Source organism: Planktosalinus lacus, assembly GCF_014640155.1.
Classification (GTDB): domain Bacteria; phylum Bacteroidota; class Bacteroidia; order Flavobacteriales; family Flavobacteriaceae; genus Planktosalinus; species Planktosalinus lacus.
Genome location: NZ_BMGK01000006.1, coordinates 69650 through 93561 on the forward strand (window position 1 = coordinate 69650; position 23912 = coordinate 93561).

The window sequence follows — 23912 nt, forward strand, 5'->3', positions numbered from 1 at the left end:
TTATTTTACAGCAATTGCAGAAATTTCAACATTTACAAATTTAGGAAGGTTTGCCACTTCAACAGTCTCGCGGGCAGGAGCTGTTTCATTGTTAAAATAGTGTGCATACACTTCGTTTATTTTAGTAAAATTATTCATATTACTAATAAAAATAGATGTTTTTATTACGTTTTCAAAAGTCATTCCTGCTTCTTCTAGCACGGCTTTAAGATTTTGCATAACAAGATGAGTTTCCTCCTGAATATCACTAATTTTGAGTTCACCGGTATTTGGGTCGATAGCAATTTGACCTGAAGTAAATAACATGTTTCCTGTCTGAACTGCCTGATTGTAAGGGCCAATAGGAGCAGGGGCTTTTGATGTTTGAATTATTTTTTTCATAATCGTTAAGTTTTGAGAGTTGTACTACAATTTCATAGGATTTTTTTACAACTGTCTGTCGGGTTCTCTACGTTTATCATATTTGATATCGCTTAAAACCGAAGATTTTATTCCGATAAAGAAATACCAGGAACTTCTGGCACTAAACGGGACCCAGTTAAAGCTCATTTGCCAGCTTTCAAGATCTCGCTGAAAGCGAAATTGTGTAAAAGTAAATCCTTTGTCTTTAAAGTCATACCCTGATGAGGCACCTACAGACCAACGTGGTGATAAATCAACGTTACCACTAAACATAAGCGAGTGTGACGAAATTTCATTTTGCCTGCGTGTATTATCATAAGAAATAGTATAAGCCAGTCTAATGTCCCAGGGAATTGCGTAGTTATATCTACCAATATTTACATCCCTTTCTTCAGCATCTTCTCGATTACCAATGTATGTGGGGTTTGAAATATCATTGGAGTCTCCAAATAAATCATCTGGTCGGCCTCCGCTTCTAAAGGTTTCACTATTCTTTGCGTCCTCTTCTTTTTTTTCAAAATCTTTGCTTGAAAAAGAATAATTCATACTTACATTGGCCGAAGTTAGCCTGAAAAGACTTCCACCGTTGTCAATGTTGAAGGTATTAATTTTGTTATCATTATTGTCCAGAGCATATGGATCAAGAATCCCACTGAAATTGATATCAAGTTTCTCAACCACAGGAATGCTTCCCGAAAAACGTAAAGGTTCCCATTTTAGACTATCTGCTGAAATAGAATAGGCTGTATTAAAGTTTAAATTATTAAGAAGTGAGATTCTTTTTGGTTCTGTTGAAGTAGAGTCTTTGCTTTTTACTTTGGCTTCAAGGGTATTACTCAAACCAATTCCAATACTACTGGAGTAATTTTGGTTGGGAGCTCCATACATTGAATTTTCAAATCGCGAGTAAATCAAAACTTCCTCCTCAGTCATTCCTCCGGCAATGGTGGGGTTGTACCTCAATTCTTCATAATACTGATTAAAGCCCGGGTTGATACTATAACCCACAGAAGGTCTCATCACATGTCGTAGAGCCTGTATTTTTTTGTTTTCACCAAGATTAAACATGCCGTAAATGGTAGTACCAAGGCTTGTGTTAAAATTATATGTTCTATAACTGTCAAAGCTATTAATTGTGTCGTTTACAATTTCATTCAGTTCGGGGTCAAAAGATTTTCTTGTAGTTTTCATCACCCAGGTTTCCTGGTAACTGGTTCCTGCACTGGCACTTAAATATTTGAATATTTTAAAGTTTGTGCTTAAGGGTATGGAATGACGGGCTCCCAGAAGAGCATTGTCAAACATCTCTTTTTTGAAAAACAATGAGTCAGTGGTGTTCATTCTATTTTCGGCCGTTACGTCATATTGAAAATTGAGGTTTTGTATAATTCCTTTTTTTATACCGGTTTTAGGTGCAAATGGAAAAACACGAGACATACTTGCAGTGATATTAGGTAATGTTAAATTGATTTCTTGCGTATTAGTGTTTTGAGAGTGCGTAGCTGCTATATTCAAATTAACTTGTGGTTCTCCTTCAAAAGTTTTAGAATAAGACACTGATGAGCTTAAAGTGTTATTTAAGAAGTTAGCTGTATTTACTTGATTTATAGACTGTTGATAATACCTACTGCTTCCTAAATTTACAGATGCAGAAAAGCGTGAACTGGGATTTGCTTTAGCGTCTTGACTATGTGTCCATCGGATGTTATAAACAGAAGCTTCAGAGAAATCAGGGAAACCACGTTCACTGTTAAGTAACTTTTCATACCTGAAATTGACGTTTCCGCGAAAGCGGTATCTCAAAGCATAATTAGATTCGATACGCATCCCGTAGCTGCCATTTGTGTAATAATCACCCAATGTGAGTAAGTCTATATAATCATTGACAGCAAAATAATAGCCCCCGTTTTGAAAGAAAAACCCACGGTTATTGTTTTCGCCAATGGTGGGGATGATAAATCCCGAAGCGCGGTCTTCCTCAAGAGGAAAAAATCCAAAAGGTAGCCCCAACGGTGTGGGTACATCTGCAATATACATATTGGTAAGTCCGGTAACAATTTTCTTTTTTGGAACAAATTTTACTTTACGTGCATAGAAGTAATACTCCGGGTTGTCGATGTCTTTTGCTGTTGTAAATTTTACATTATTTAAGAAAACAACTGAATCGTTTTCTCGTTTGGAAACTTCTGCTTTAACTTTAAACTCTCCTTGCTCTGTTCTTGAATTGTAAATCAGAGCTTTTTGTGTATCATAATTAAAGCGAATTGAATCGGGTTCAACTTGATTGGTTCCTTGAATAAATACCGGTAGCTGGGTATATGCACCTGTAGAGTCAACGATTCCTTTAGCATAGACTTCTTTTTTGTTGTAATCAAAAATAATAATCCCGGCATCAATTTGCATATCTTCATATTTGATATATGCTTTATTGTACATATAGATTTTACTTTCCTTTCGGTTCATAAAAACGTAGTCTTCACCAAAATAATCAACAATATCTGTAAGCAGTTCATTTTCTTTTTGAATGCTGTCTTTTTGAATGGTATCATTTACGATTTCACTGGGAATTTGGGGTAAATCACCGGGTAAAATTTCTACCTTGTTTTCTACTGCAGGAATTGAGTCGGAAGGAGTGTTACCAATTTCTTGTGCTTGAGTAAAAGTTCCACTCAATATCACACAAAAAAGCAATAAAACTAGATGAAGTTTATTTGTTTGCAATGGTAATAATCCTATTTTTGTAAAGCTATGGCTTAATTATTGAAGTGTCAAAATTAAACATATTTTTTGGGTATCTTTTTACCACAACCCAAAATTTAAAATATAAACAAGTTTAAACACGTTTGTTTCTTTATGAGAACGAAATCGTTAGTTTTTTTAGTATTCTGTTTTTCAATAGCTTCACTTTTGTTTCCTCCAAAGCTGTTAGCTCAAAATAAACCTTTTACAGTAGTACTGGATGCCGGCCATGGAGGTAAAGACCCCGGAAACAGGGGCAATGGTTATTATGAAAAAGAAATTGCATTAAATATTGTTTTAAAAGTTGGAAAAGAACTTGAAAAGAATAATAATATTAAAGTAATCTACACCAGGAAAACGGATGTCTTTTTAGAACTTCATGAGCGAGCAGCAATTGCAAACAAGGCAGATGCCGATTTATTTGTGTCTGTACATTGCAATGCACACAGCTCAAACGCCCACGGAACAGAAACTTTTATTTTAGGTTTGAATAAAAATGCTCAAAACCTTGAAATTGCCAAAAAAGAAAACCAGGTGATTTATTTGGAAGACAATTATGAGGAAACATATGGTGGGTTTGATCCCAATGCACCGGAATCATTAATCGGGTTGATTATTATGCAGGAAGAATATCTTGAGCAGAGCATTGCTATTGCAAGCCTGGTGCAGGATAATTTTACTAAACAACTAAAGAGAAATAACCGAAGTGTTAAACAAGGACCCTTTTGGGTGTTGCACAACACCTATATGCCCAGTGTTTTGATAGAGACAGGCTTTTTAACCAATAAAAATGAAGGAGCATACCTAAATTCGAAAAAAGGACAACAGGAGATGGCCACTGCCATTTCAAAAGCTGTACTAGACTATTATAATTCAATCAAATATTTGTATGTTGTAAATGAAACTGAAGCTGCAGTCGACACAAAAAGTGAATCACCTCCTGAGGTTGATATTTATGAAGATGTCCTGTTCAAAGTTCAAATCGCAGCGAGTTCCAAAAAAATCGATATTAAGCCTTATAATTTTAAAGGTCTTACAATGATGAGCCGTGAGAAAGAAAGTGGATTGTTTAAATATTACTACGGCTCAACATCAGATTACAACCTAATCAAAGCCCTTCTGAAAGAGGCAAAACAAAAAGGCTATGAGTCAGCTTTTATTGTTGCATTTAAAAACGGCAAAAAAACAAAACTTTCAGAAATTATAAATTAATGTTTATTTACCATTTGTGTTTAATATTATTTCTAAATTTGTTAATTAAATAAAAATCCTGCGTGAAACTATCTAAAGAACTTAAAACCGGATTACTTGCTGTTTTTGCAATATCAACTTTTATATTAGGCTTCAATTATTTAAATGGAACAAACCTTTTTCAAAGTGAACGTGTTTTTTATGCAGTTTATGACAATGTAGAAGGTCTCAGCCAGTCTTCAGGTGTTATGATTAATGGGCTAAGAGTTGGTAGAGTGCAAGAAATTAAAATCGACAAAGAAACCGGAAATTTAATCGTTGAATTTAATGTAGATAGCGATTTTGAATTTTCTAAAAACAGTGTTGCACGTATTTATGGTGGTGGAATTATTGGAGGCAAATCACTCGCGATAGTACCTGACTTTCAATCTACTAATATTGCTCAAACCGGCGACACATTAAAAAGTGAAACTGAAGAAGGCATCATGGAACTTGTAAATGACAGGTTATCCCCATTACAAATGAAAATTGAAAGTGCTGTTGAAGGGGTTGATAGCCTGATGTTTTCTTTAAATGATGTATTGGATGTTAAATCAAGGGAAAACCTTAGAAAGTCAATTGATGATTTAAATAAAATCACATCTTCATTTGCTGTTTCTGCAGAGTCTCTTCAAAGTATCATTGCAGGTAACGAAGATAAATTAAACAGAACATTTGATAACCTTGACATCACTACACAAAACTTTGCGGCTTTATCTGATTCATTAGCGCAACTGAATTTAAACCAATTAGTAGGTGAGCTGGAAACAACTATATCAAACTTCAAAAAGCTATCTGAAGATATTTCTAGCGGAGAAGGCACCATTGGCAAACTTCTTAATGATGATACCGTTTATAAAAATATAGAATATGCCACCCGCCAACTGGAAGAGCTTTTGCAGGATATTAAACTCAATCCAAAACGATATATCCATATTTCAGTTTTTGGCAAGAAAGCCGGTGAATATGAAGAACCTGAAAGCAGGGATCAGTAATACACATAAAAAAGAAAGCTAAATGAATTATATTCCAAATATTCTTTTTTTAACAGCCCTTTTTATAGCTATTGGGTTTTTTATTCAAAATGTAGGCAAATTAAGAAGAAACATAGCCCTAGGAAAAGATGTTGATGTTTCAGGAAATAAAAAAGAACGCTTTAACAATATGATGATGATTGCCTTTGGGCAATCAAAAATGATAAAACGCCCCATTGCCGGTTTTTTACACGTCATTGTTTATCTTGGTTTTATTATAATTAATATTGAAGTTCTCGAAATTATCATTGATGGTTTATTCGGCACACATAGATCCTTTTCAATTTTTGGAGGATTCTATGATTTCTTAATTGCTTCCTTTGAAATCCTAGCTATTTTAGTAATTATAAGTGTAATCCTTTTTTGGACTCGTCGAAATGTTCAAAAAATTAGGCGATTTCTAAACCCTGAAATGAAAGGTTGGCCAAAAAATGATGCTAACATAATTCTTTATATAGAGTTGGTATTGATGGTTTTGTTTTTAACCATGAACGCAGCTGATTATCATTTACAACAAGCAGAAGTAGCATCCTATACACAAGCAGGTTCATTTCCTGTCAGCCAATTTATTGCACCATTTTTTGACGGAATGGAATCAAGTTCAGTGATCCTTATTGAACGCATCGCCTGGTGGTTACACATCCTGGGAATACTATTTTTCTTAAATTACCTCTACTATTCAAAACACCTCCATATTTTATTGGCATTCCCCAATACTTATTTTGGAAAAGTAACTCCAAAAGGAAAGTTTCCCAACAATAAAACGGTAACGAGTGAAGTCAAACTAATGATGGATCCAAATGCTGATCCTTTTGCAGCACCTGCACCTTCAGAAGAAAACCAGGTGCCGGAAAAATTTGGAGCCAGTGATGTGACAGATTTAAACTGGGTTCAGTTACTCAATGCATATACTTGCACCGAATGTGGTAGATGCACCAGTGAATGTCCAGCCAGCCAGACAGGAAAAAAGCTTTCGCCACGAAAAATTATGATGGATACACGCGATCGACTTGAAGATATAGGAAAAAATATAGATAAAAACGGAAGCTTTGTAGATGACGGAAAACAACTTTTAGACGATTATATTACACGTGAAGAGCTGTGGGCTTGCACCACATGCAACGCCTGTGTTGAAGCTTGCCCGGTGAGTATTGATCCTTTATCCATCATTATGGATATGCGTCAATATTTAGTAATGGAACAATCTGCAGCACCCAATGAATTAAACATCTCAATGACAAATATTGAAAACAACGGTGCTCCCTGGCCTTATAACCAAATGGACAGATTGAACTGGAAAAACGAATAAAAGTTGTTATGAAGAAAAATGAAGTTGAAAAAAAATTAAAAGCTGCGACCAAAGGAGGTTCCAATATAAGTCCGCTTTTACCTGACGATATTAAAAACTACCTGATAGATATTGATGGGACTATCTGTGATGATATTCCTAATGAAGAACCCGAAAGAATGCTCACGGCAGCGGTATACCCTGACGCATTAAAAACACTTAATAAATGGTATGATGAAGGACATTTTATATGTTTTTTCACTTCCAGAACAGAAGAACACAGAGCCTATACTGAAACATGGCTCAAGAAACATGGGTTCAAATACCACAGTTTATTAATGGGAAAACCAAGAGGAGGAAATTACCATTGGATTGATAATCATTTAGTAAAAGCAACCCGTTACAAAGGAAAATTTACAGATTTAGTTGATAAAGAAGTGACGATTCAGGTTTTTAAAGATTAAAAAAGTCACAAAAAATTATATGTATGAGTGAAGCAATAAAAGTGCCCACAATGGCAGAGTATATGGCACAAGGCAAGCAGCCCGAGGTCTTGTTTTGGGTGGGTTGTGCCGGAAGTTTTGATGACAGAGCAAAAAAAATCACCAAAGCCTTTGTGCGTATTCTTAATAAAACTAATGTTGATTTTGCAGTATTAGGTACCGAAGAAAGTTGTACCGGAGATCCCGCAAAACGGGCGGGCAACGAATTTCTTTTTCAAATGCAGGCCATGACAAATATTGAAGTGCTCAATGGCTATGAAGTAAAAAAAATTGTCACCGCTTGTCCTCATTGTTTTAATACTCTTAAAAATGAATACCCTGAACTGGGTGGTAATTATGATGTGATGCACCACACACAGTTTTTAAAAAGTCTTATGGAAGAAGGCCGCCTGAAAGTAGAAGGTGGAAAATTTAAAGGCAAGCGCATTACTTTTCACGACCCATGTTATTTAGGTAGAGCCAATGGTGAATATGAAGCCCCCCGTGAGTTACTGGAAAAGCTGGAAGTTGAACTCGTTGAAATGAAACGCTGCAAAACCAGAGGACTTTGTTGTGGTGCAGGTGGTGCACAAATGTTTAAAGAACCTGAAAAAGGAGATAAAGACATCAATATAGAACGCACTGAAGAAGCCCTTGAAACACAACCGGGAATTATTGCTGCAGGGTGCCCATTTTGTAACACCATGTTGACTGATGGTGTGAAGGGCAAAAACAAAGAGAATGATGTTGAAGTTATGGATGTTGCAGAAATGATTGCAAATGCAGAAGACTTATAAAACACAATAAAATTAGTACATGTTAGTAGATTTTAACTCACTACCGGAAGATTCAAGAATCTGGATATATCAATCAAACAGAAAATTCAGTGATGATGAAATCTTTGAATTTGAAAAGCGTTTGTCTGAATTTCTCACACAGTGGACGGCACATGGTGACTCACTTGAAGCCGGTTTTGAAATAAAATACAACCGTTTTATCATCATTGGTTTAAACCAGGAAAATGCATCGGCATCTGGATGTTCCATAGATGCTTCAGTTCATTTTATTCAACAGCTTGAAAAGCAATTTCAGGTGGATTTGCTTGATAAAATGAATGTCACATTTTACACCGGTGAATATATTACACACAAGACGTTGCAGGATTTTAAGAAAATGGCAAAATCAAAAGCAATCTCAAAAAAAACAGTCGTATTTAATAACCTCGTAAACACCAAAGCCGAATATCTCGAAAACTGGGAAGTGCCGGCTGAAGAAAGTTGGCACGCGCGACTATTTTAATACAATTTCAACTGTTTTATTCAAAAAATAAGAAATCCTTAAGAAGCAAGATCAGCTTAATTTTAGTATTTTTGTTTGCATCTTTTTAGAGAATTGCTAAACTTCACTATCCCATAATTTTTATATGAACCGCTACCTCATCCTTTTATTAATCGCACTCTCAAACACCCTTGTTTACAGTCAGCAGTTAAACCCTTTAAAGGTAATAGGCGATGTGGAAAATCAGCAAAAATGGGTAGATAGTGTCTATAACTCACTTTCGTTAGAAGAAAAAGTAGGACAGTTGTTTATGGTTGACTTGTTTTCGTCTGAATCAAAGGCTAAAATAGAATCAATAAAAAAGTTGGTTACAGATTATCATATAGGAGGCATCATTTTTTCAAAAGGAGGACCTGGAAGACAAGCAAGAATTACCAATGATTTTCAAAGTGCCGCCAAAGTACCCCTTTTGATTGCAATGGATGCAGAATGGGGCTTAGCAATGCGTCTGGATTCAACTTTTGCTTTTCCTTGGAATATGACACTTGGTGCCATTGAAGATCCTCAATTGATTTTCAAAGCAGGAAAACGCATAGGAGAGCACAACAAACGGTTGGGTGTTCACATTAATTTTGCTCCTGTTGTAGATATCAATACCAATCCAAACAACCCAATAATTGGTAACCGATCATTTGGAGAAGATAGAGATAATGTGACTATAAAATCAATAGCATTTATGCAGGGAATGCAAAGTGCCGGTGTATTGGCCAATGCCAAACATTTTCCCGGTCACGGTGATACAGACAGCGATTCACATAAAACCTTACCTTCTATTTCCTTTTCCAAACAACGGATAGATAGCATAGAACTGTATCCATACAAAGAACTTTTTAAAAGAGGACTTGCAAGTGTAATGGTAGCTCACTTGAATGTTCCTAGTCTGGAACCTCGTCAAAATTATCCTTCTGTATTATCAAGACCAATTGTAACTGATTTACTGAAACGGGATCTTGGTTTTCAAGGTTTGATTTTTACAGATGCATTAAATATGAAAGGTGTAAGTAATTTTACAAGCCCCGGAGAGGTTGATTTAGCTGCATTCAAAGCAGGGAATGACGTTTTGCTTATTTCTGAAAATGTTCCTAGAGCTGTTAGTATAATTGTGGAGAATTACCAAAAAGGAACTATTACAGAAGAACGATTAGAACATTCAGTAAAAAAGATTCTAATGGCAAAATACAAGGTGGGATTATACAATTTCAAACCTGTTGAAACCACCTTTCTTGTTGATGAACTCAATACTGCTCAAGACCACCAGCTTTATGAAGAATTGATTGAAAATGCTGTAACTATTGTTAAAAATAGTAGAAACATACTTCCGGTTAAGGATATTGAAAATAAAAAGTTTGCGTATGTGAATTTTGGAGATGCAGATGGAGAACCTTATTTAAAACAACTTAGAAAATATACCAAAGTAGATTGGGTTAAAGCAGCAACATTGGATGAGTTGATTCATAGATTAGAAGATTACGAAACTGTTTTTATAGGTTTTCACAAATCAAATGAGACACCTTGGAAAAGTTATAAAATGTCACAAAAAGAATTGGTTTGGATCTACGAGATTGCCCGCACAAACAAAGTAATTCTCAACATCTTTACACGTCCTTATGCTTTATTGGATTTAAAGACGACTGCAAATTTTGAAGGCATAGTGGTGTCTTATCAAAATAGTCAGGTTGCTCAGGAAGTAAGTGCTCAAATTGTCTTTGGTGCCAGAGCGGCAAAGGGAAAGTTACCGGTAACTTCAGGAGAAGCATTTCCGGTAAATACACAAATCAAGACAAATATATTAGGTAGACTGAGTTATGGTACTCCTGAAAGTGTTGGAATGAATTCAGAGCGTCTTAAAAAAGTTGACGAACTTGCCCAAAGGGTAGTTTCGGAAAAAATGGCACCAGGTGCTCAGGTTATAGTGGCCAGACACGGCAAAGTGATTTTTGAAAAAAACTACGGATATCATACCTATGACAAGAAAACAAAGGTTGAAAGCAATCATTTGTATGATGTAGCTTCACTCACAAAGATTCTGGCATCGGTTCCAATTCTTATTAAATTAGCAGATCAGGATGTTTTTAGTCTTGAAACCACTTTAGGAGATTTGCTACCTGAATATAAATTTTCAAATAAATCATACATCCCCTTAAAAGAACTATTGTCACATTATGCAGGACTAAAATCTTGGATTCCTTTTTACAAAAACACTTTGGATTCAATCACAAAAAAACCTTCTAATAAATACTACAGGTCAAGACCGGAGCCCGGTTTTTCTGCAATAGTTACAGAACGACTCTATGCCCGTGATGATATGGAAGATAGTATACAGAAAATAATTTTAGAAAGTGAGGTTTCCAGTCCGGTTAAATATTTATACAGCGATTTGCCCTATTACATTCTTAAAAAGTTTATTGAAAACCACTATCAAAAACCACTGGAATTGATAGTTCAGGAAGAATTTTACAATTCTTTAGGTGCAAATTATACTGGCTATTTACCTCTAAAAAAGTTTACACCAGATCAAATTACGCCCACAGAAATTGATTATGATTTCAGGATGCAGAAAGTTCATGGTTTTGTTCACGACCAAGGTGCTGCGATGATGGGAGGAGTGAATGGTCACGCCGGAATTTTTTCAAATGCAAATGATATTGCCAAAATCATGCAAATGTATATTCAACGGGGATTTTATGGTGGGAAAAGATATTTTTCACCTGAATCACTTGAATTATTCAACACCTGTTATTTTTGCGAAGAAGATGTGAGAAGAGGAGTTGGTTTTGACAAACCTCAACTAGGTGAAGTGGGGCCAACTTGTGGTTGTGTTTCCATGACCAGTTTTGGTCATTCTGGATTTACAGGGACCTATACCTGGGCTGACCCCGAAACTGAAATTGTTTATGTATTTTTATCAAACAGAACCTATCCTGATGTAAACAATCGCAGTTTGATAAGAAGTAATATCAGAACAGATACACAACAAGCCATTAATGATGCGATTGATTATTAGTTGTATTCATAATTATAAAAATCGGTAAAAATGAAAATAGCCATCGTATGTTATCCCACTTTTGGTGGAAGTGGAGTAGTAGCTACAGAATTAGGAACTGAATTGGCAAGACGAGGTCATGAAATTCATTTTATCACTTATAAGCAACCTGTCAGACTCGAGTTATTGGCAAATCATATTCACTTTCACGAAGTTCATGTTCCGGAATATCCACTGTTTAAATACCAACCATACGAACTTGCATTGTCAAGCAAACTGGTTGATGTTGTGAAATTGCACAAAATAGAGGTCTTGCATGTGCATTATGCCATACCACATGCCTATGCAGGTTATATGGCAAAAAAAATGCTGGAAGAAGAAGGGTTTACACTTCCTATGGTAACCACGCTCCACGGAACTGATATCACTCTTGTAGGTAACCACCCGTTTTACAAACCTGCAGTGACATTTAGCATTAATAAAAGTGATGTAGTAACATCAGTTTCACAAAGCCTGAAAGAGGATACACTGAGACTTTTTGACATTAGAACACCCATCGAAGTAGTTCCTAATTTTATCAATTTAGAAAAACATCTTCAATCTGAATACAGTGAGTGCCAGCGTGAAATTATGGCTGATGAGGATGAGTTTATAGTTACTCACGTAAGTAATTTTAGAAAAGTAAAACGAATAGACGATGTAGTAAAAGTATTTTATGAAATACAAAAAAAATTACCAGCAAAGCTCATAATGGTAGGAGAAGGACCCGAAAAAGAAGTTGCAGAAGACACATGTCATGAATTAGGGATAGAGGAAAAAGTTATCTTTTTAGGAAATAGTGATGAAGTTTATAAAATTCTATGTTTTACAGATTTATTTCTATTGCCATCAGAAAAAGAAAGCTTTGGATTGGCTGCACTTGAAGCCATGGCTTGTGGTGTTCCGGTCATTTCAACAAACACGGGAGGATTGCCGGAGGTCAATCAACAGGGGGTTAGTGGCTATTTGAGTAAAGTGGGCGATGTTGACGATATGACTCAAAACGCATTAAAAATTCTATCAGATAAAACAACTTTAGAAAACTTTAAGAAACAAGCCAGAAAAACAGCTTCTCAATTTGATATTCATAAAATTGTACCAGTTTATGAAAAGTTGTATATTCAGTCAATTAACAATTTAAATTCTAAATAATAATGAAATACGCAGCAGTAGTAATATTAGCAATTTTCTTGTCAAATTGTGACGGAACCAAAAAAACACAAGAAAACAATCCTGAGGCCTTTTTTGAAATAATTCATCAAAGTGAGAATGGCGGGAAAGATTCAGAGTCCTATGATATTATAAAATCAAAACAAGCGCTCTATGAGCAAATCAAAATGTCAGGATTGGATTCTCAGGTCACTCAAAAACTTAATAATATTGATTTTAGTGAAAAGACTGTTTTAATGCTACATGCGGGCTCATATAATTCCGGTGGTTATTCAATAAAAGTTAGTAATGTAGAAGTAAATGGTGACACCTCTTATGTGACTGTTCAAAAATCAGAACCAAAACCCGGCGAACCTGTAACTATGGCACTAACCAATCCATTTTGTGTAGTGGTCATAAATGCCAACGAAACCATCATATTTAAATAAAAATAAATTCAAAATAAAAGCAAAGTACCCCGCAGAATACTACGGGGTACTTTGCTTTTATAAAATTGATGATTAGAATTGATATCTTACACCCAATCCTACATCAAAGCCTAGGTCGTCCCTGTAATTTCCAAAACCAGCTTCGGGTCTGAAATCAAGAGAAACTAATAAAGGAATATCAAAATTGTATTCAATACCTATATCACCCGCTACAAAGGCAAAGCCATCACTTCTTCTATCCGGAAACTCATCTCTATCCCAACTATAACTTCCTGCTCCACCACCAACACCGGCATACCAGTTAAAGCCTCCGTCAATATTCCAAACCCACTGGTACAAACCTGTAAGTTTAAAAGCATCTACAAAGCGACTGCTTCGCCAACCTAGACCAAATTCTAGTCTGTTGTTATCACCAATGGCTCTTTGGTAATTAACTTCTGTACCAAATCCGTCGTTGTCACCAATTCTGATACCTATCGCGTTTTCCGAGATTGATTGAGCCTGAACACTTATTAAAAATCCTGCAAAAAATAATACTGTAGCAAAAATTGTTTTCATAATTTGATAAAATTTGTTATTAATTCATTTCAAATTTAACTTAGTGAGCGATAAAATAGTTAGTCTTTCTAGCTAATATTTAGTTAATATATATTAAAATGTGTTAATACAAAATCTCATTTAATTGTACCTTTAGCCTATGGATATTAGTTATAATATGAGATTAAAACAGTTGTCAGATCAACTGGATGGTGAGATACTTTTTGATGAGCTTACTAAACAATTATATGCAACCGATGCTTCAGTTTATCGGATACTTCCAAGTGCAGTCGCTTTTCCCAAAAACACCTTAGATATTCAAAAAATCATCCAATTTGCAACAAAACATAAAATTGGAATTACTCCACGAGCAGCCGGAACATCCTTAGCAGGTCAATGTGTAAATTACGGGATCATAGTTGATGTTTCAAAACATCTCAATTCGATTTTCGAAATTGATGAGAAAAATAAAACAGTCACTGTGGCTCCGGGGGTTATTCGCGATGATTTAAATATGGTTTTAAAACCTTATAACTTATTTTTTGGACCTAACACTTCCACCTCAAACAGGTGCATGATAGGAGGGATGGTTGGCAACAATTCAAGTGGGACCACTTCAATAAAATATGGGGTAACTCGGGATAAAGTGTTAGAGATGGAAGTAGTGTTTTCCACTGGGGAAATTGCTGTTTTTGGAAATGAAATCCCTGAAGAATTTTTCTCGACAGCAAAAAAAGAAACAGCTAAAGGTAAAATATATAACAGCTTGTATGCTTTACTAAATGATGAAGTTATACAAAGTAACATACTAAAAGAATTTCCAAAACCCGAAATTCATCGGCGTAATACCGGATATGCGATTGACGAATTGATAAAAGGTGAGGTGTTTAAAGAAAATGGAAATTCATTTAACCTCTGTAATTTATTGTGCGGAAGTGAAGGAACACTGGCATTTACTACCAAAATAAAATTGAAATTAGACAACTTGCCACCAAAAGAAACTATAGTAGTTGCTGCACATTTTGATTCAATCCAAAATTGTTTGCAAGCGGTTCAACCAATGATGGAACACGATTTATACACTTGTGAAATGATGGATAAAGTCATTTTAGATTGCACAAAAAACAACCTAAAATACAGCCCCTATCGTTTTTTTATTGAAGGTGACCCCCAGGCTATTTTATTGATGGAAATGCGCTCTCATTCAAAAGAGGATTTACTAAATAAAAGAAACATTCTATGTAGTGAATTAGAAAAAATAGGATTAGCATATGCAATGCCGGTTTTGCAAAATGATGAAATTGACAAAGCGCTCGAACTCCGCAAAGCAGGTTTAGGTTTGTTGGGAAATCTCATTGGAGATAAAAAAGCAGTGGCTTGTATTGAAGATACTGCCGTCGCTCTTAAAGATTTATCAAGTTATATCACTGAGTTTACAGCATTAATGAAGGGGTTCAATCAAAAAGCGGTGTATTACGCTCATGCCGGAGCAGGTGAACTTCATTTAAGACCGATACTCAATTTAAAAAAAGCAGAAGATGTTATTCTTTTTGAGGAAATAACCACTGCTGTCGCTCATTTGGTTAAAAAATACAAGGGGTCTATGAGTGGCGAACACGGTGATGGCATCGTTCGCTCATCATTTATAGAACTGATGATAGGCACTGAAAATTTTGAAGTTTTAAAAAAAGTTAAACACCTTTTTGACCCGGTAGGAATCATGAACCCCGGCAAAATAATTGACTCCTATTCAATAAATGAAAATCTACGATATGTACCTGAACGTATTGAACCCGAAATCAAAACACTTTTGGATTTTTCAGATTCTATGGGAATCTTACGAGCTGTGGAAAAATGCAATGGTAGTGGGGATTGCAGAAAGTCTGAAATGTCGGGAGGAGTGATGTGCCCCAGTTTCAGGGCTACCCAAAACGAAAGAGACACCACCCGCGGCCGTGCCAATGTTTTAAGGGAAGTATTGACAAATAGCAATCAAGTAAATAAATTCAATCATAAAGAAATTCAACATGCACTGGAACTTTGTGTGAGTTGCAAAGGTTGTAAAAGTGAATGTCCATCAAGTGTAGATATGGCTGCTTATAAAGCAGAGTTTGACTATCAATTTCAAAAAGAAAACCGCCCGAGTTTAAGGACTAAATTATTTGCTCATTTTGATCATTATCAAAACAAAGTCGGTAACTTAAAACCATTGGCAAACTTTATCTTTAGCAATTCGATAACCTCGTTTGTCATAAAGAAAAGTCTGGGAATTGCCACCAAGAGAAATCTTCCCTTAATTTCGAGTGTAAGCTTATATAAAGAATATCAAGCACTAAAAAAACAATTTACGAATAACACAAAATTATTATATTTCTTTGCTGACGAGTTCACCTCTATAAATGATGCCTCACTGGGCGTTGATGCTCTTCAATTGCTATTTCGATTGGGGTATGATGTGAATTGGATTCAACATAAACCAAGTGGCCGCGCTTTGATTTCTAAAGGTTTTTTGGAAGAAGCCAAGTCTTATGCTGATGAAAATGTAGCTATTTTTAAAAATACTGTTTCTAAAGACCACCCATTAGTGGGCATTGAGCCTTCAGCCATACTCACATTTAGGGATGAATATCTGCGATTGGCCAGCGATAAAAATTCAGCCCAGTCACTTGCTAAAAACACCTATACCATCGATGAATTTCTGGCTTCCGAAATTAAAAGAGGAGCAATAACCAAAGATTTATTTTCTTCAGAACCAAAAACAATAAAACTGCATTTGCATTGTCATCAAAAGGCATTATCCTTGGTAAAACATACTTTTGAGTTGTTAAACCTCCCTGTAAATTTTCAGGTAACTGTAATTCCTTCAGGCTGCTGTGGAATGGCCGGTTCATTTGGTTATGAAAAAGAACATTATGAGATAAGTATGAAAATGGGAGAATTGACGTTATTTCCGGCGATTAGAAAAACTAAAAACGATGTTATCATTGCTGCTACAGGAACCAGTTGCCGCCATCAGATACAAGATGGAACCGGCAGGGTAGCACTTCATCCGGTAAGCATATTGAATCACGCCCTGCTTTGAAATTACAAGTTTTGATGCATTCTCATAGCTGAAAGTAAGTTGGGAATACTAACAGGGTTTTCAATATCGTCAAATAAATAGTCTTTAGGCGGACTTTTATACCCTTTTGGATTGTAAGTGTAAAGTTCCCATTTTTCATTATGGTATTCCAGGGCAGTTAGATTCTCGACCCAATCACCACTGTTTAAATATATACAAGAACCTTTTTGATTTGTTTTTGTTTCTATTTGTGGCTGATGAATGTGACCACAAATCACATAATCAAATTCGTTTTCAATGGCTAAGTCGGAGGCTGTTTTTTCAAAATTACTTATAAACTTAACAGCTTGTTTAACCCCCGCTTTTATTTTCTTGGAAAGAGAGTATTTTTCTTTACCCATTTTGAGTAAAAACCAATTCACCAATTGATTGATGAGAATCAATATATCATAACCCCATCCACCAAGTTTGGCAATCCATTTGGCGTGCTGAATAGAGGCGTCAAATACATCACCATGAAAAAACCAGGCTTTTTTACCATCTATATTCAATACCAGTTTATCAAGCACTTGAATGTTGCCCATTTTGGTTTCACTGAATTTTCTTAGCTTTTCATCGTGATTTCCGGTGATATAATATACTTTGGTGCCTTTGGTAGCTAGGGAAATAATTTTCTTAATGATCAGAAGATGTGCTTTTGGAAAATAACTCTTTCTAAATTGCCATATATCTACAATATCCCCATTTAGTATCAACTTTTTTGGGCGGATACTATTTAAATAATGCAATAATTCTTTGGCCTGACAACCATAAGTGCCCAAATGCACATCAGAAATAACAACAATATCAAGTTTTCTTTTCAAGGTAATTTGGTTTATACAAATTTCATATAAAGACTTTGTATTACCTAGTATTCCTCTTTATGAGATACTTAAAATAATGTTATGTTTAGATTAATACACAGTAACCTACTTTAGATTATGATTAATTAAAGTAATATTTTTAAATCTCTATTTTAAAAATTACATTTGTTAACCATCAAACTATTCTATGGCCGGCAATTCTTTTGGAACACTTTTTAAATTAACCACTTATGGTGAGTCTCACGGAGAAGCCATAGGTGGGATCATAGAAGGTTGTCCCGCCGGATTGACACTGGATATTGAAGCCATTCAAAAAGAAATGCAGCGCCGTAAACCCGGCCAGTCAAAAATTGTAACCCAACGCAAAGAAGAAGATGAAGTACTGTTCCTTAGCGGAATTTTTGAAGGAACTACGACAGGAACACCCATCGGATTTCAGATAAAAAATACCAATCAAAAATCGAAAGATTACTCTCACAACAAATCAGTTTATCGACCTTCCCATGCCGATTTTACTTATGATAAGAAATTTGGAATGAGAGATTATAGGGGTGGAGGCCGGTCTTCAGCTCGTGAAACAGCCAATTGGGTGGTGGGTGGTGCCATAGCCAAGCAACTTATAAAAGACATTCAGGTGAATGCATTTGTATCATCTGTAGGTTCAATCTTTGTCGATAAACCCTATCAGGAGCTCGACCTTTCAAAAACGGAAAACAATGCTGTACGTTGTCCAGATGAAGCTTCTGCCAAAAAAATGGAAACGTTTATCAAACAAATTAAGAAACAAGGAGATACTGTGGGTGGTACAATAACCTGTGTTATTCAAAATATGCCGATAGGATTGGGGGAACCTGTTTTTGATAAACTTCATGCACGTTTAGGTCAATCCATGTTAAGCATCAACGCAGTCAAAGGTTTTGAATATGGCAGTGGCTTTTGTGGTGCACAAATGAAAGGCAGTGAGCACAATGATCTTTTTAATGAAGATGGTACTACTAAAAGCAATTTAAGTGGAGGAATTCAAGGCGGCATCAGTAATGGAATGGATATTTATTTTAGAGTCGCTTTTAAACCGGTTGCGACGATTATGAAAAACCAGACCACAATTGACAGCAATGGAAACCCCACTGAAATGCAAGGTAAAGGGCGTCATGACCCATGTGTGGTTCCCAGAGCAGTGCCCATTGTAGAAGCAATGGCCGCAATGGTTTTAGCCGATTTTTATTTGATAAATAGAGCTTCAAAAATTTAAACAAACTATGAAAAAACTAGCACTACACTGGAAAATAATCATTGGGATGGTTTTGGGTATTATCTGGGCCCTGCTTTCGAGCACAATGGGCTGGAGTTCATTTACCATCAACTGGATAGATCCTTTTGGAACCATTTTCATCAATTTGCTAAAACTAATTGCTGTTCCTTTAGTGTTATTTTCTATTATCAGTGGTGTTGCGAATATTGGAGACCCTAAAAGCCTGGGAAGAATGGGAGGTAAAACACTGTTGATTTATTTAATCACAACTGTTCTTGCTATTACTATTGGGTTATTGTTGGTAAACACCTTTAAACCCGGAAAGCTGATTGATGAGCAAAGCCGTATTGATAACCGCATCAGTTATGAGATTTGGGCTTCCAATCAAGGCTATGAAATAAAAGACGGCGTAAACTATTTACAAGACCCGGCATTTTTTGAAAGAGCCCGTGAAATATCAGATTTGACAAAAAACGAACTGGAAGAAGCTTCTGTTTCTGATAAATTGGAAACTGCCACCAAACAAAAAGAAACGACACCATTACAACCATTGGTGGATATCGTTCCTGAAAACTTTTTCTTCTCACTGACCAACAATAGTTTGATGTTGCAAATCATCTTTTTTGCAATTTTCTTTGGTGTTTGCTTATTATTTATACCGACTTCAAAGTCTAAGCCAGTTTTGGATTTTGTCGATGGAACCATGGAGGTCTTTTTGAAAATGGTTGATTTAGTCATGCAAGCTGCACCGTTTTTTGTGTTTGCATTGCTGGCCGGTGTTGTGAGTAAAATGGCCGGGGATGATATTGGAAAAGTCATTGAAATATTTAAAGGCCTCAGTTGGTATACCTTAACGGTGCTGGGCGGTTTACTTTTGATGATATTTGTAATATATCCTTTGGTGCTAAAAACATTTGTAAGGAATATTCCATACAAAGGATTTTTTAAAGCAATGAGTCCGGCACAAACACTCGCATTTTCAACCTCGAGTAGTGCAGCAACACTTCCTGTAACTATGGAGTGTGTAGAAAATAATCTGGGTGTGGATAAAAAAATAAGCAGTTTTGTTCTTCCAATAGGTGCCACAGTTAATATGGATGGAACCAGTTTATACCAAGCCATTGCAGTAGTGTTTTTAGCACAAATGCATATGATCGATTTAACAATTGGGCAACAGTTAATTGTTGTTATAACAGCAACTTTAGCCTCTATTGGCTCAGCTGCAGTGCCCAGTGCCGGTTTAGTGATGTTGATTATTGTGTTGGAGGCTGTGGGGTTGAACCCCGCCTGGATAGCCATTATTTTTCCTGTAGACAGAATACTGGATATGTTCCGAACAGTAGTGAACGTAACCGGGGATGCCACAGTATCATCAATCATTGCTAACGGAGAAGGAATGATGGATTATCAGGAAGCTAAAGACCCTTCTGATACTTTTGAAGTGAAATAATTAATTTTGAAATTGATGATAATTTATTAATTTTAGATGTTGTTATTTCCTCCCCTTAATTTTTTAGTTTTACAATGCCTCATTTTACCAATTATTAATTTACTTATGTGAAATTAGCATAAGATGAAAATACTTTTAGTTAGTTTATTGTTTTTGTTTTCATTTGAAACAATGCAGTCTCAAGTGGGAATAAATACCACAACGCCTAGTCCTGCTGCTGTTTTAGATGTCAACAGTTCTTCTGATGGTGTAAATTTTGGTGGTTTTATGCCTCCACGAGTTTCTCCTGCTGAACGGGATCTGATTCCCGTAACCGCTTCTGATGAAGGGTTGATGGTGTATGTAATCAACCCACCCAACAACCAATTACAGCTTTGGGATGGTACAGCTTGGCAGATTGTTTTTCCGCAACAAGCAAACGTTGATACCGTTATAGCTGCTTGGAATATGGAAAGTTTGACAGCTTATGGTCCAAGTCCATATAATCCTGGAAATGCAAGTGCAAGTGTAACTGTAAGTGGTCTTGAAAGGGGGAGTGGCTTAAATACTTCAGGATCAGCTGGTTTGGATGCCTGGGGCGCTAATGGGTGGTATTCAGCTGCACCAACAGAAACACAGGCAACAGCAATTGCAAACAATAACTATGTGACTTTTACTATAACTCCAGTGAGTGGTTATAACGTATCAATCATTTCAATTGAACCCTACAATGTAAGACGTTCAGGTACCGGACCCACAAACGGTATTTGGCAATACAGCATTGATGGAGTTAATTTTGTCGATATAGGAACAGAAATTATCTGGGGTGGAATAACGTCAGGTGCTGGAAATCCTCAACAGTCAATTGATTTAAGTGGTATTAATGATTTACAAAATTTAACGTCATTAACCACTATAACTTTTAGGGTTGTAAATTGGGGTGCTACCGCAGCAGGAGGAACTTGGTATTTTAATGATTTTTCTGCCGGAGATGATTTAATTATTAGAGGGAATACAAACTAAATTTTTCACAAAAACTTAGCTTTCAATTCCGGAGTGGGAATCATACAACTTTCTTTTTTTCCAAACCAGTGATACCGGTTTCGGGCAATAATGTCATACACCCAATTTCTAATAAAAGCCGGTAGAATTATAAATCCATAGAGAAGAGAATAACCTCCTTTTAAATGACGAGCTATCTTTAAGGCTGCTGTGGATTTTGCATAGTATTTTTCCCCATCAAGCAGCAAAATTGAATCTACTTTTGAAGTATCGATTTGGTATTTTTTAATTAATTTTTGTCCTTCGTCAGATTGGATGGCAGCAAACCGAAAGACATCTTTTGTATCACGTTTAATGATAAAAACAACAGAGCCATTGCAAAGATTGCAAACTCCGTCAAACAGGATGATCTTTTTTTGTTTTACTGCCATAGAGCAAAGTTACTTCTTTTTTCGGTCAACAAATTCAAGTTCGCTTATGGAAACATTGGTTGTAAACATTCCATAATTAACAATTGCTTTATTCTTTTCAAGAGTATCAATGATGCCAATGGCTCTCCCATCAGTCATTCTCACACGATCCCCAACTTTTAATACCACTTTTGGCTTGTTTTCTTCTTTTTTCTTTTGAATGATTTTTTCCTTTTTCTTCTTCTCCCGAATCACAGCTACTTTCTTTTCAACTTCTTTTTCAAGCTGTTTCTCTTTTGCCTTTTCCTGCTTTTTTACTTTTGGAACTTCTTTTTTGCGTTTTGAATTTTCAACGGCAATGATTTTTAAAAATTCATCGATGAGTTGTTTTTTGCGATTATTGTTTTGGAAGCTTTCTGCCAATGACTCTATTTTTTTGCCAAGATGTATTCGTTTCTGGTTGCTGTCATACAACTCCTGAAAGCTTTCAAGTTTTTGCTGTATTTTGGCATTGATTTCTTCGAGTTGCCTGGTTTCCGTCTTGGCTTTTACTTCTTCATTTTTAAGGGTTTCAGAAGACTTTCTGAGTTTGGCACGTTCTTTTTGTAAGTCGGCGATGGTTTTATCAAAACGAACTTTAGAGCGTTCAATTTTCTTTTTTGCTTTATTGATTAAACTATAAGGAATACCGTTTTTCTGTGCGACTTCAAAAGTAAAGGAACTACCGGCTTCGCCAATTTGTAATTGATAGATGGGTTCAAGCGTTTTTTGATTGAATTGCATATTGGCATTCACCGCACAGGGCAATTCGTTTGCCAGCATTTTTAAATTGGAATAGTGAGTAGTGATAATTCCAAAAGCCGCTCGTTCATAAAACACCTCTAAAAAGGTTTCTGCCAGTGCGCCGCCTAATTCGGGGTCGCTGCCAGTTCCAAATTCGTCAATAAGAAACAGGGTGTTTTCGTTACATTTTCTTAAAAACTGATTCATCATCTTGAGTCGATAACTATAGGTGCTCAAATGATTTTCAATGGATTGATTATCACCAATATCAGTTAAAATTCTGTCAAAAAAACAACATTCGCTTTGTGAGTCTACCGGAATTAAAAACCCACTTTGAAGCATTAATTGCAGTAAACCCACAGTTTTTAACGTGATACTTTTTCCACCCGCATTGGGTCCTGAAATCACAATAATTCTGCTGTCTTGCTTTAGTTGTATGGTTTGCGGATAGGTTTTTTCTTTTTTCTTTTGGTTACTCAAATAAAGAATAGGGTGAAAGGCATTTTTTAAAAAAAGTTGCTTCTCCTTTGTGATGATGGGTAAAATCCCATTGATTTTTTGAGCATATTTTGCTTTGGCAGCAATACAATCAATTTCAACAAGGTAATTTTGATAAGAGTTTAAAAGTTCTTTATAGGGCCTAATAAATTCAGTTAATTGTCTGAGTATTTTTTTGATTTCCTCTTTCTCATCAAACAGGAGGTTGTTTAATTCTCTTGATAATTCCAGAGTTGTTGCTGGTTCTATAAAAATAATGCTTCCGGTTTTGGAGGTGCCCAAAGCAGTTCCTTTGATTCTCTTTCTGTGCATTGCTTTAACTGCCAGCACGCGTCTGTTGTCAATGATAGACTCTTTAATTTCATCTAAATAATCACCTGACGCGGCTTGTGAAAGTGCAGTGTTGAAAGAAGCATTGATCTTTCCTTTCATGCCGCTTATAGCTCTTCTGATTATGGCAAGCTCAGGGGTAGCATTGTCTTTTATTTCACCAAAACGGTCGATGATCTCTTTGATAGCCTCCGAAATTGATTTTTCTATATCTATACTCTCAGATTTCTCAAATAAACTTTCATAGAACTGTTTGTATTTTTCAAAAAATGAAAGGAGGGTAGTAGTTGTTTCGTTGATGCTTAAAATTTTTCTAAAACCACCTACTTCCAAAATACTGTTTTCAATACTTAACAAATGCAATTCAGCATTGATTGTATCAAACCCGTGATTGGGAATGGGATTGTCACCTGTAAGTGAAACAATAAATTCATTGACTTCTTTTAGAGACTGCATTGCTTTTTCAGAATCAGAAAAAGGCTTGATTTTTAATGTTTTTTCTTTGCCCAAATCTGTGATACAAAACTGGGCTGTCTGCTCTAAAATAGTCGAAAACTCAAGGTCTTGAAGTGTTTTGGTTTGAATCTTAATCATTCGTTTTTTTCTGCTTACTT

Annotated in this window: 19 protein-coding genes; 13 read left to right on the top strand and 6 right to left on the bottom strand. The window is 35.8% G+C overall.

Annotated elements, in window-relative coordinates; translation table 11 throughout:
- Together IEV69_RS08305 and IEV69_RS08310 are read right to left on the bottom strand one after the other, a co-directional pair.
- A complete protein-coding gene (locus IEV69_RS08305; protein ID WP_188441403.1) occupies nucleotides 1-381 on the bottom strand; it encodes a RidA family protein in 381 nt (126 codons plus the stop codon).
- A gap of 45 nt (nucleotides 382-426) precedes the next feature.
- The gene (locus IEV69_RS08310) at nucleotides 427-3123 is read right to left on the bottom strand and encodes a putative LPS assembly protein LptD (protein WP_229741407.1); all 2697 of its coding nucleotides are present in this window, start codon (nucleotides 3121-3123) and stop codon (nucleotides 427-429) included.
- 132 nt (nucleotides 3124-3255) lie between these two features.
- On the opposite strand from IEV69_RS08310, the gene IEV69_RS08315 reads away from it, so the two are divergent.
- From IEV69_RS08315 to IEV69_RS08355, 9 genes are all read left to right on the top strand, one after another.
- Entirely contained in the window at nucleotides 3256-4353 is a 1098-nt protein-coding gene (locus tag IEV69_RS08315) for an N-acetylmuramoyl-L-alanine amidase family protein (protein WP_188441405.1), read from the top strand.
- A 62-nt stretch (nucleotides 4354-4415) separates the two neighbouring features.
- Nucleotides 4416-5366: an MlaD family protein gene (locus IEV69_RS08320; protein WP_188441407.1), complete on the top strand. Its 951-nt coding sequence runs from the start codon at nucleotides 4416-4418 to the stop codon at nucleotides 5364-5366.
- A 22-nt stretch (nucleotides 5367-5388) separates the two neighbouring features.
- Nucleotides 5389-6714: a 4Fe-4S dicluster domain-containing protein gene (locus IEV69_RS08325; RefSeq protein ID WP_188441409.1), complete on the top strand. Its 1326-nt coding sequence runs from the start codon at nucleotides 5389-5391 to the stop codon at nucleotides 6712-6714.
- 8 nt (nucleotides 6715-6722) lie between these two features.
- The gene (locus IEV69_RS08330; protein ID WP_188441411.1) at nucleotides 6723-7157 is read left to right on the top strand and encodes an LNS2 domain-containing protein; all 435 of its coding nucleotides are present in this window, start codon (nucleotides 6723-6725) and stop codon (nucleotides 7155-7157) included.
- A 23-nt stretch (nucleotides 7158-7180) separates the two neighbouring features.
- Nucleotides 7181-7972, top strand: a complete 792-nt coding sequence (locus tag IEV69_RS08335; RefSeq protein ID WP_188441413.1) for a (Fe-S)-binding protein — start codon at nucleotides 7181-7183, stop codon at nucleotides 7970-7972.
- Between the two features lie 19 nt (nucleotides 7973-7991).
- Nucleotides 7992-8474 (top strand): ABC transporter ATPase, encoded by a 483-nt coding sequence (locus IEV69_RS08340; protein WP_188441415.1) that lies wholly within the window; start codon nucleotides 7992-7994, stop codon nucleotides 8472-8474.
- A gap of 124 nt (nucleotides 8475-8598) precedes the next feature.
- The gene (locus IEV69_RS08345; protein ID WP_188441416.1) at nucleotides 8599-11517 is read left to right on the top strand and encodes a serine hydrolase domain-containing protein; all 2919 of its coding nucleotides are present in this window, start codon (nucleotides 8599-8601) and stop codon (nucleotides 11515-11517) included.
- A 30-nt stretch (nucleotides 11518-11547) separates the two neighbouring features.
- Complete coding sequence (gene bshA / locus IEV69_RS08350) at nucleotides 11548-12687, top strand: N-acetyl-alpha-D-glucosaminyl L-malate synthase BshA (protein WP_188441418.1); 1140 nt, start codon at nucleotides 11548-11550, stop codon at nucleotides 12685-12687.
- A 2-nt stretch (nucleotides 12688-12689) separates the two neighbouring features.
- Nucleotides 12690-13133 (top strand): protease complex subunit PrcB family protein, encoded by a 444-nt coding sequence (locus IEV69_RS08355; protein ID WP_188441420.1) that lies wholly within the window; start codon nucleotides 12690-12692, stop codon nucleotides 13131-13133.
- 72 nt (nucleotides 13134-13205) lie between these two features.
- Here IEV69_RS08355 and IEV69_RS08360 read toward each other — a convergent pair whose 3' ends face one another.
- Complete coding sequence (locus tag IEV69_RS08360; RefSeq protein WP_188441422.1) at nucleotides 13206-13691, bottom strand: hypothetical protein; 486 nt, start codon at nucleotides 13689-13691, stop codon at nucleotides 13206-13208.
- Between the two features lie 157 nt (nucleotides 13692-13848).
- Here IEV69_RS08360 and IEV69_RS08365 point away from each other — a divergent pair, with 157 nt between their 5' ends.
- Nucleotides 13849-16752 (top strand): FAD-binding and (Fe-S)-binding domain-containing protein, encoded by a 2904-nt coding sequence (locus IEV69_RS08365; protein WP_229741408.1) that lies wholly within the window; start codon nucleotides 13849-13851, stop codon nucleotides 16750-16752.
- A gap of 2 nt (nucleotides 16753-16754) precedes the next feature.
- On the opposite strand, the gene IEV69_RS08370 is transcribed toward IEV69_RS08365, so the two are convergent.
- The gene (locus tag IEV69_RS08370) at nucleotides 16755-17594 is read right to left on the bottom strand and encodes a UDP-2,3-diacylglucosamine diphosphatase (RefSeq protein ID WP_188441426.1); all 840 of its coding nucleotides are present in this window, start codon (nucleotides 17592-17594) and stop codon (nucleotides 16755-16757) included.
- A 187-nt stretch (nucleotides 17595-17781) separates the two neighbouring features.
- On the opposite strand from IEV69_RS08370, the gene aroC reads away from it, so the two are divergent.
- From aroC to IEV69_RS08385, 3 genes are all read left to right on the top strand, one after another.
- Complete coding sequence (gene aroC, locus IEV69_RS08375) at nucleotides 17782-18846, top strand: chorismate synthase (RefSeq protein ID WP_188441429.1); 1065 nt, start codon at nucleotides 17782-17784, stop codon at nucleotides 18844-18846.
- 7 nt (nucleotides 18847-18853) lie between these two features.
- On the top strand, nucleotides 18854-20296 hold the full coding sequence (locus IEV69_RS08380; RefSeq protein WP_188441431.1) for a dicarboxylate/amino acid:cation symporter: 1443 nt from the start codon (nucleotides 18854-18856) through the stop codon (nucleotides 20294-20296).
- 123 nt (nucleotides 20297-20419) lie between these two features.
- Nucleotides 20420-21298, top strand: a complete 879-nt coding sequence (locus IEV69_RS08385) for a phage tail-like protein (protein ID WP_188441433.1) — start codon at nucleotides 20420-20422, stop codon at nucleotides 21296-21298.
- Between the two features lie 5 nt (nucleotides 21299-21303).
- On the opposite strand, the gene IEV69_RS08390 is transcribed toward IEV69_RS08385, so the two are convergent.
- Both IEV69_RS08390 and IEV69_RS08395 read right to left on the bottom strand, forming a co-directional pair.
- Complete coding sequence (locus tag IEV69_RS08390; RefSeq protein WP_188441436.1) at nucleotides 21304-21708, bottom strand: thiol-disulfide oxidoreductase DCC family protein; 405 nt, start codon at nucleotides 21706-21708, stop codon at nucleotides 21304-21306.
- A gap of 9 nt (nucleotides 21709-21717) precedes the next feature.
- Nucleotides 21718-23892: an endonuclease MutS2 gene (locus IEV69_RS08395; RefSeq protein WP_188441438.1), complete on the bottom strand. Its 2175-nt coding sequence runs from the start codon at nucleotides 23890-23892 to the stop codon at nucleotides 21718-21720.
- Nucleotides 23893-23912 lie beyond the last annotated feature (20 nt).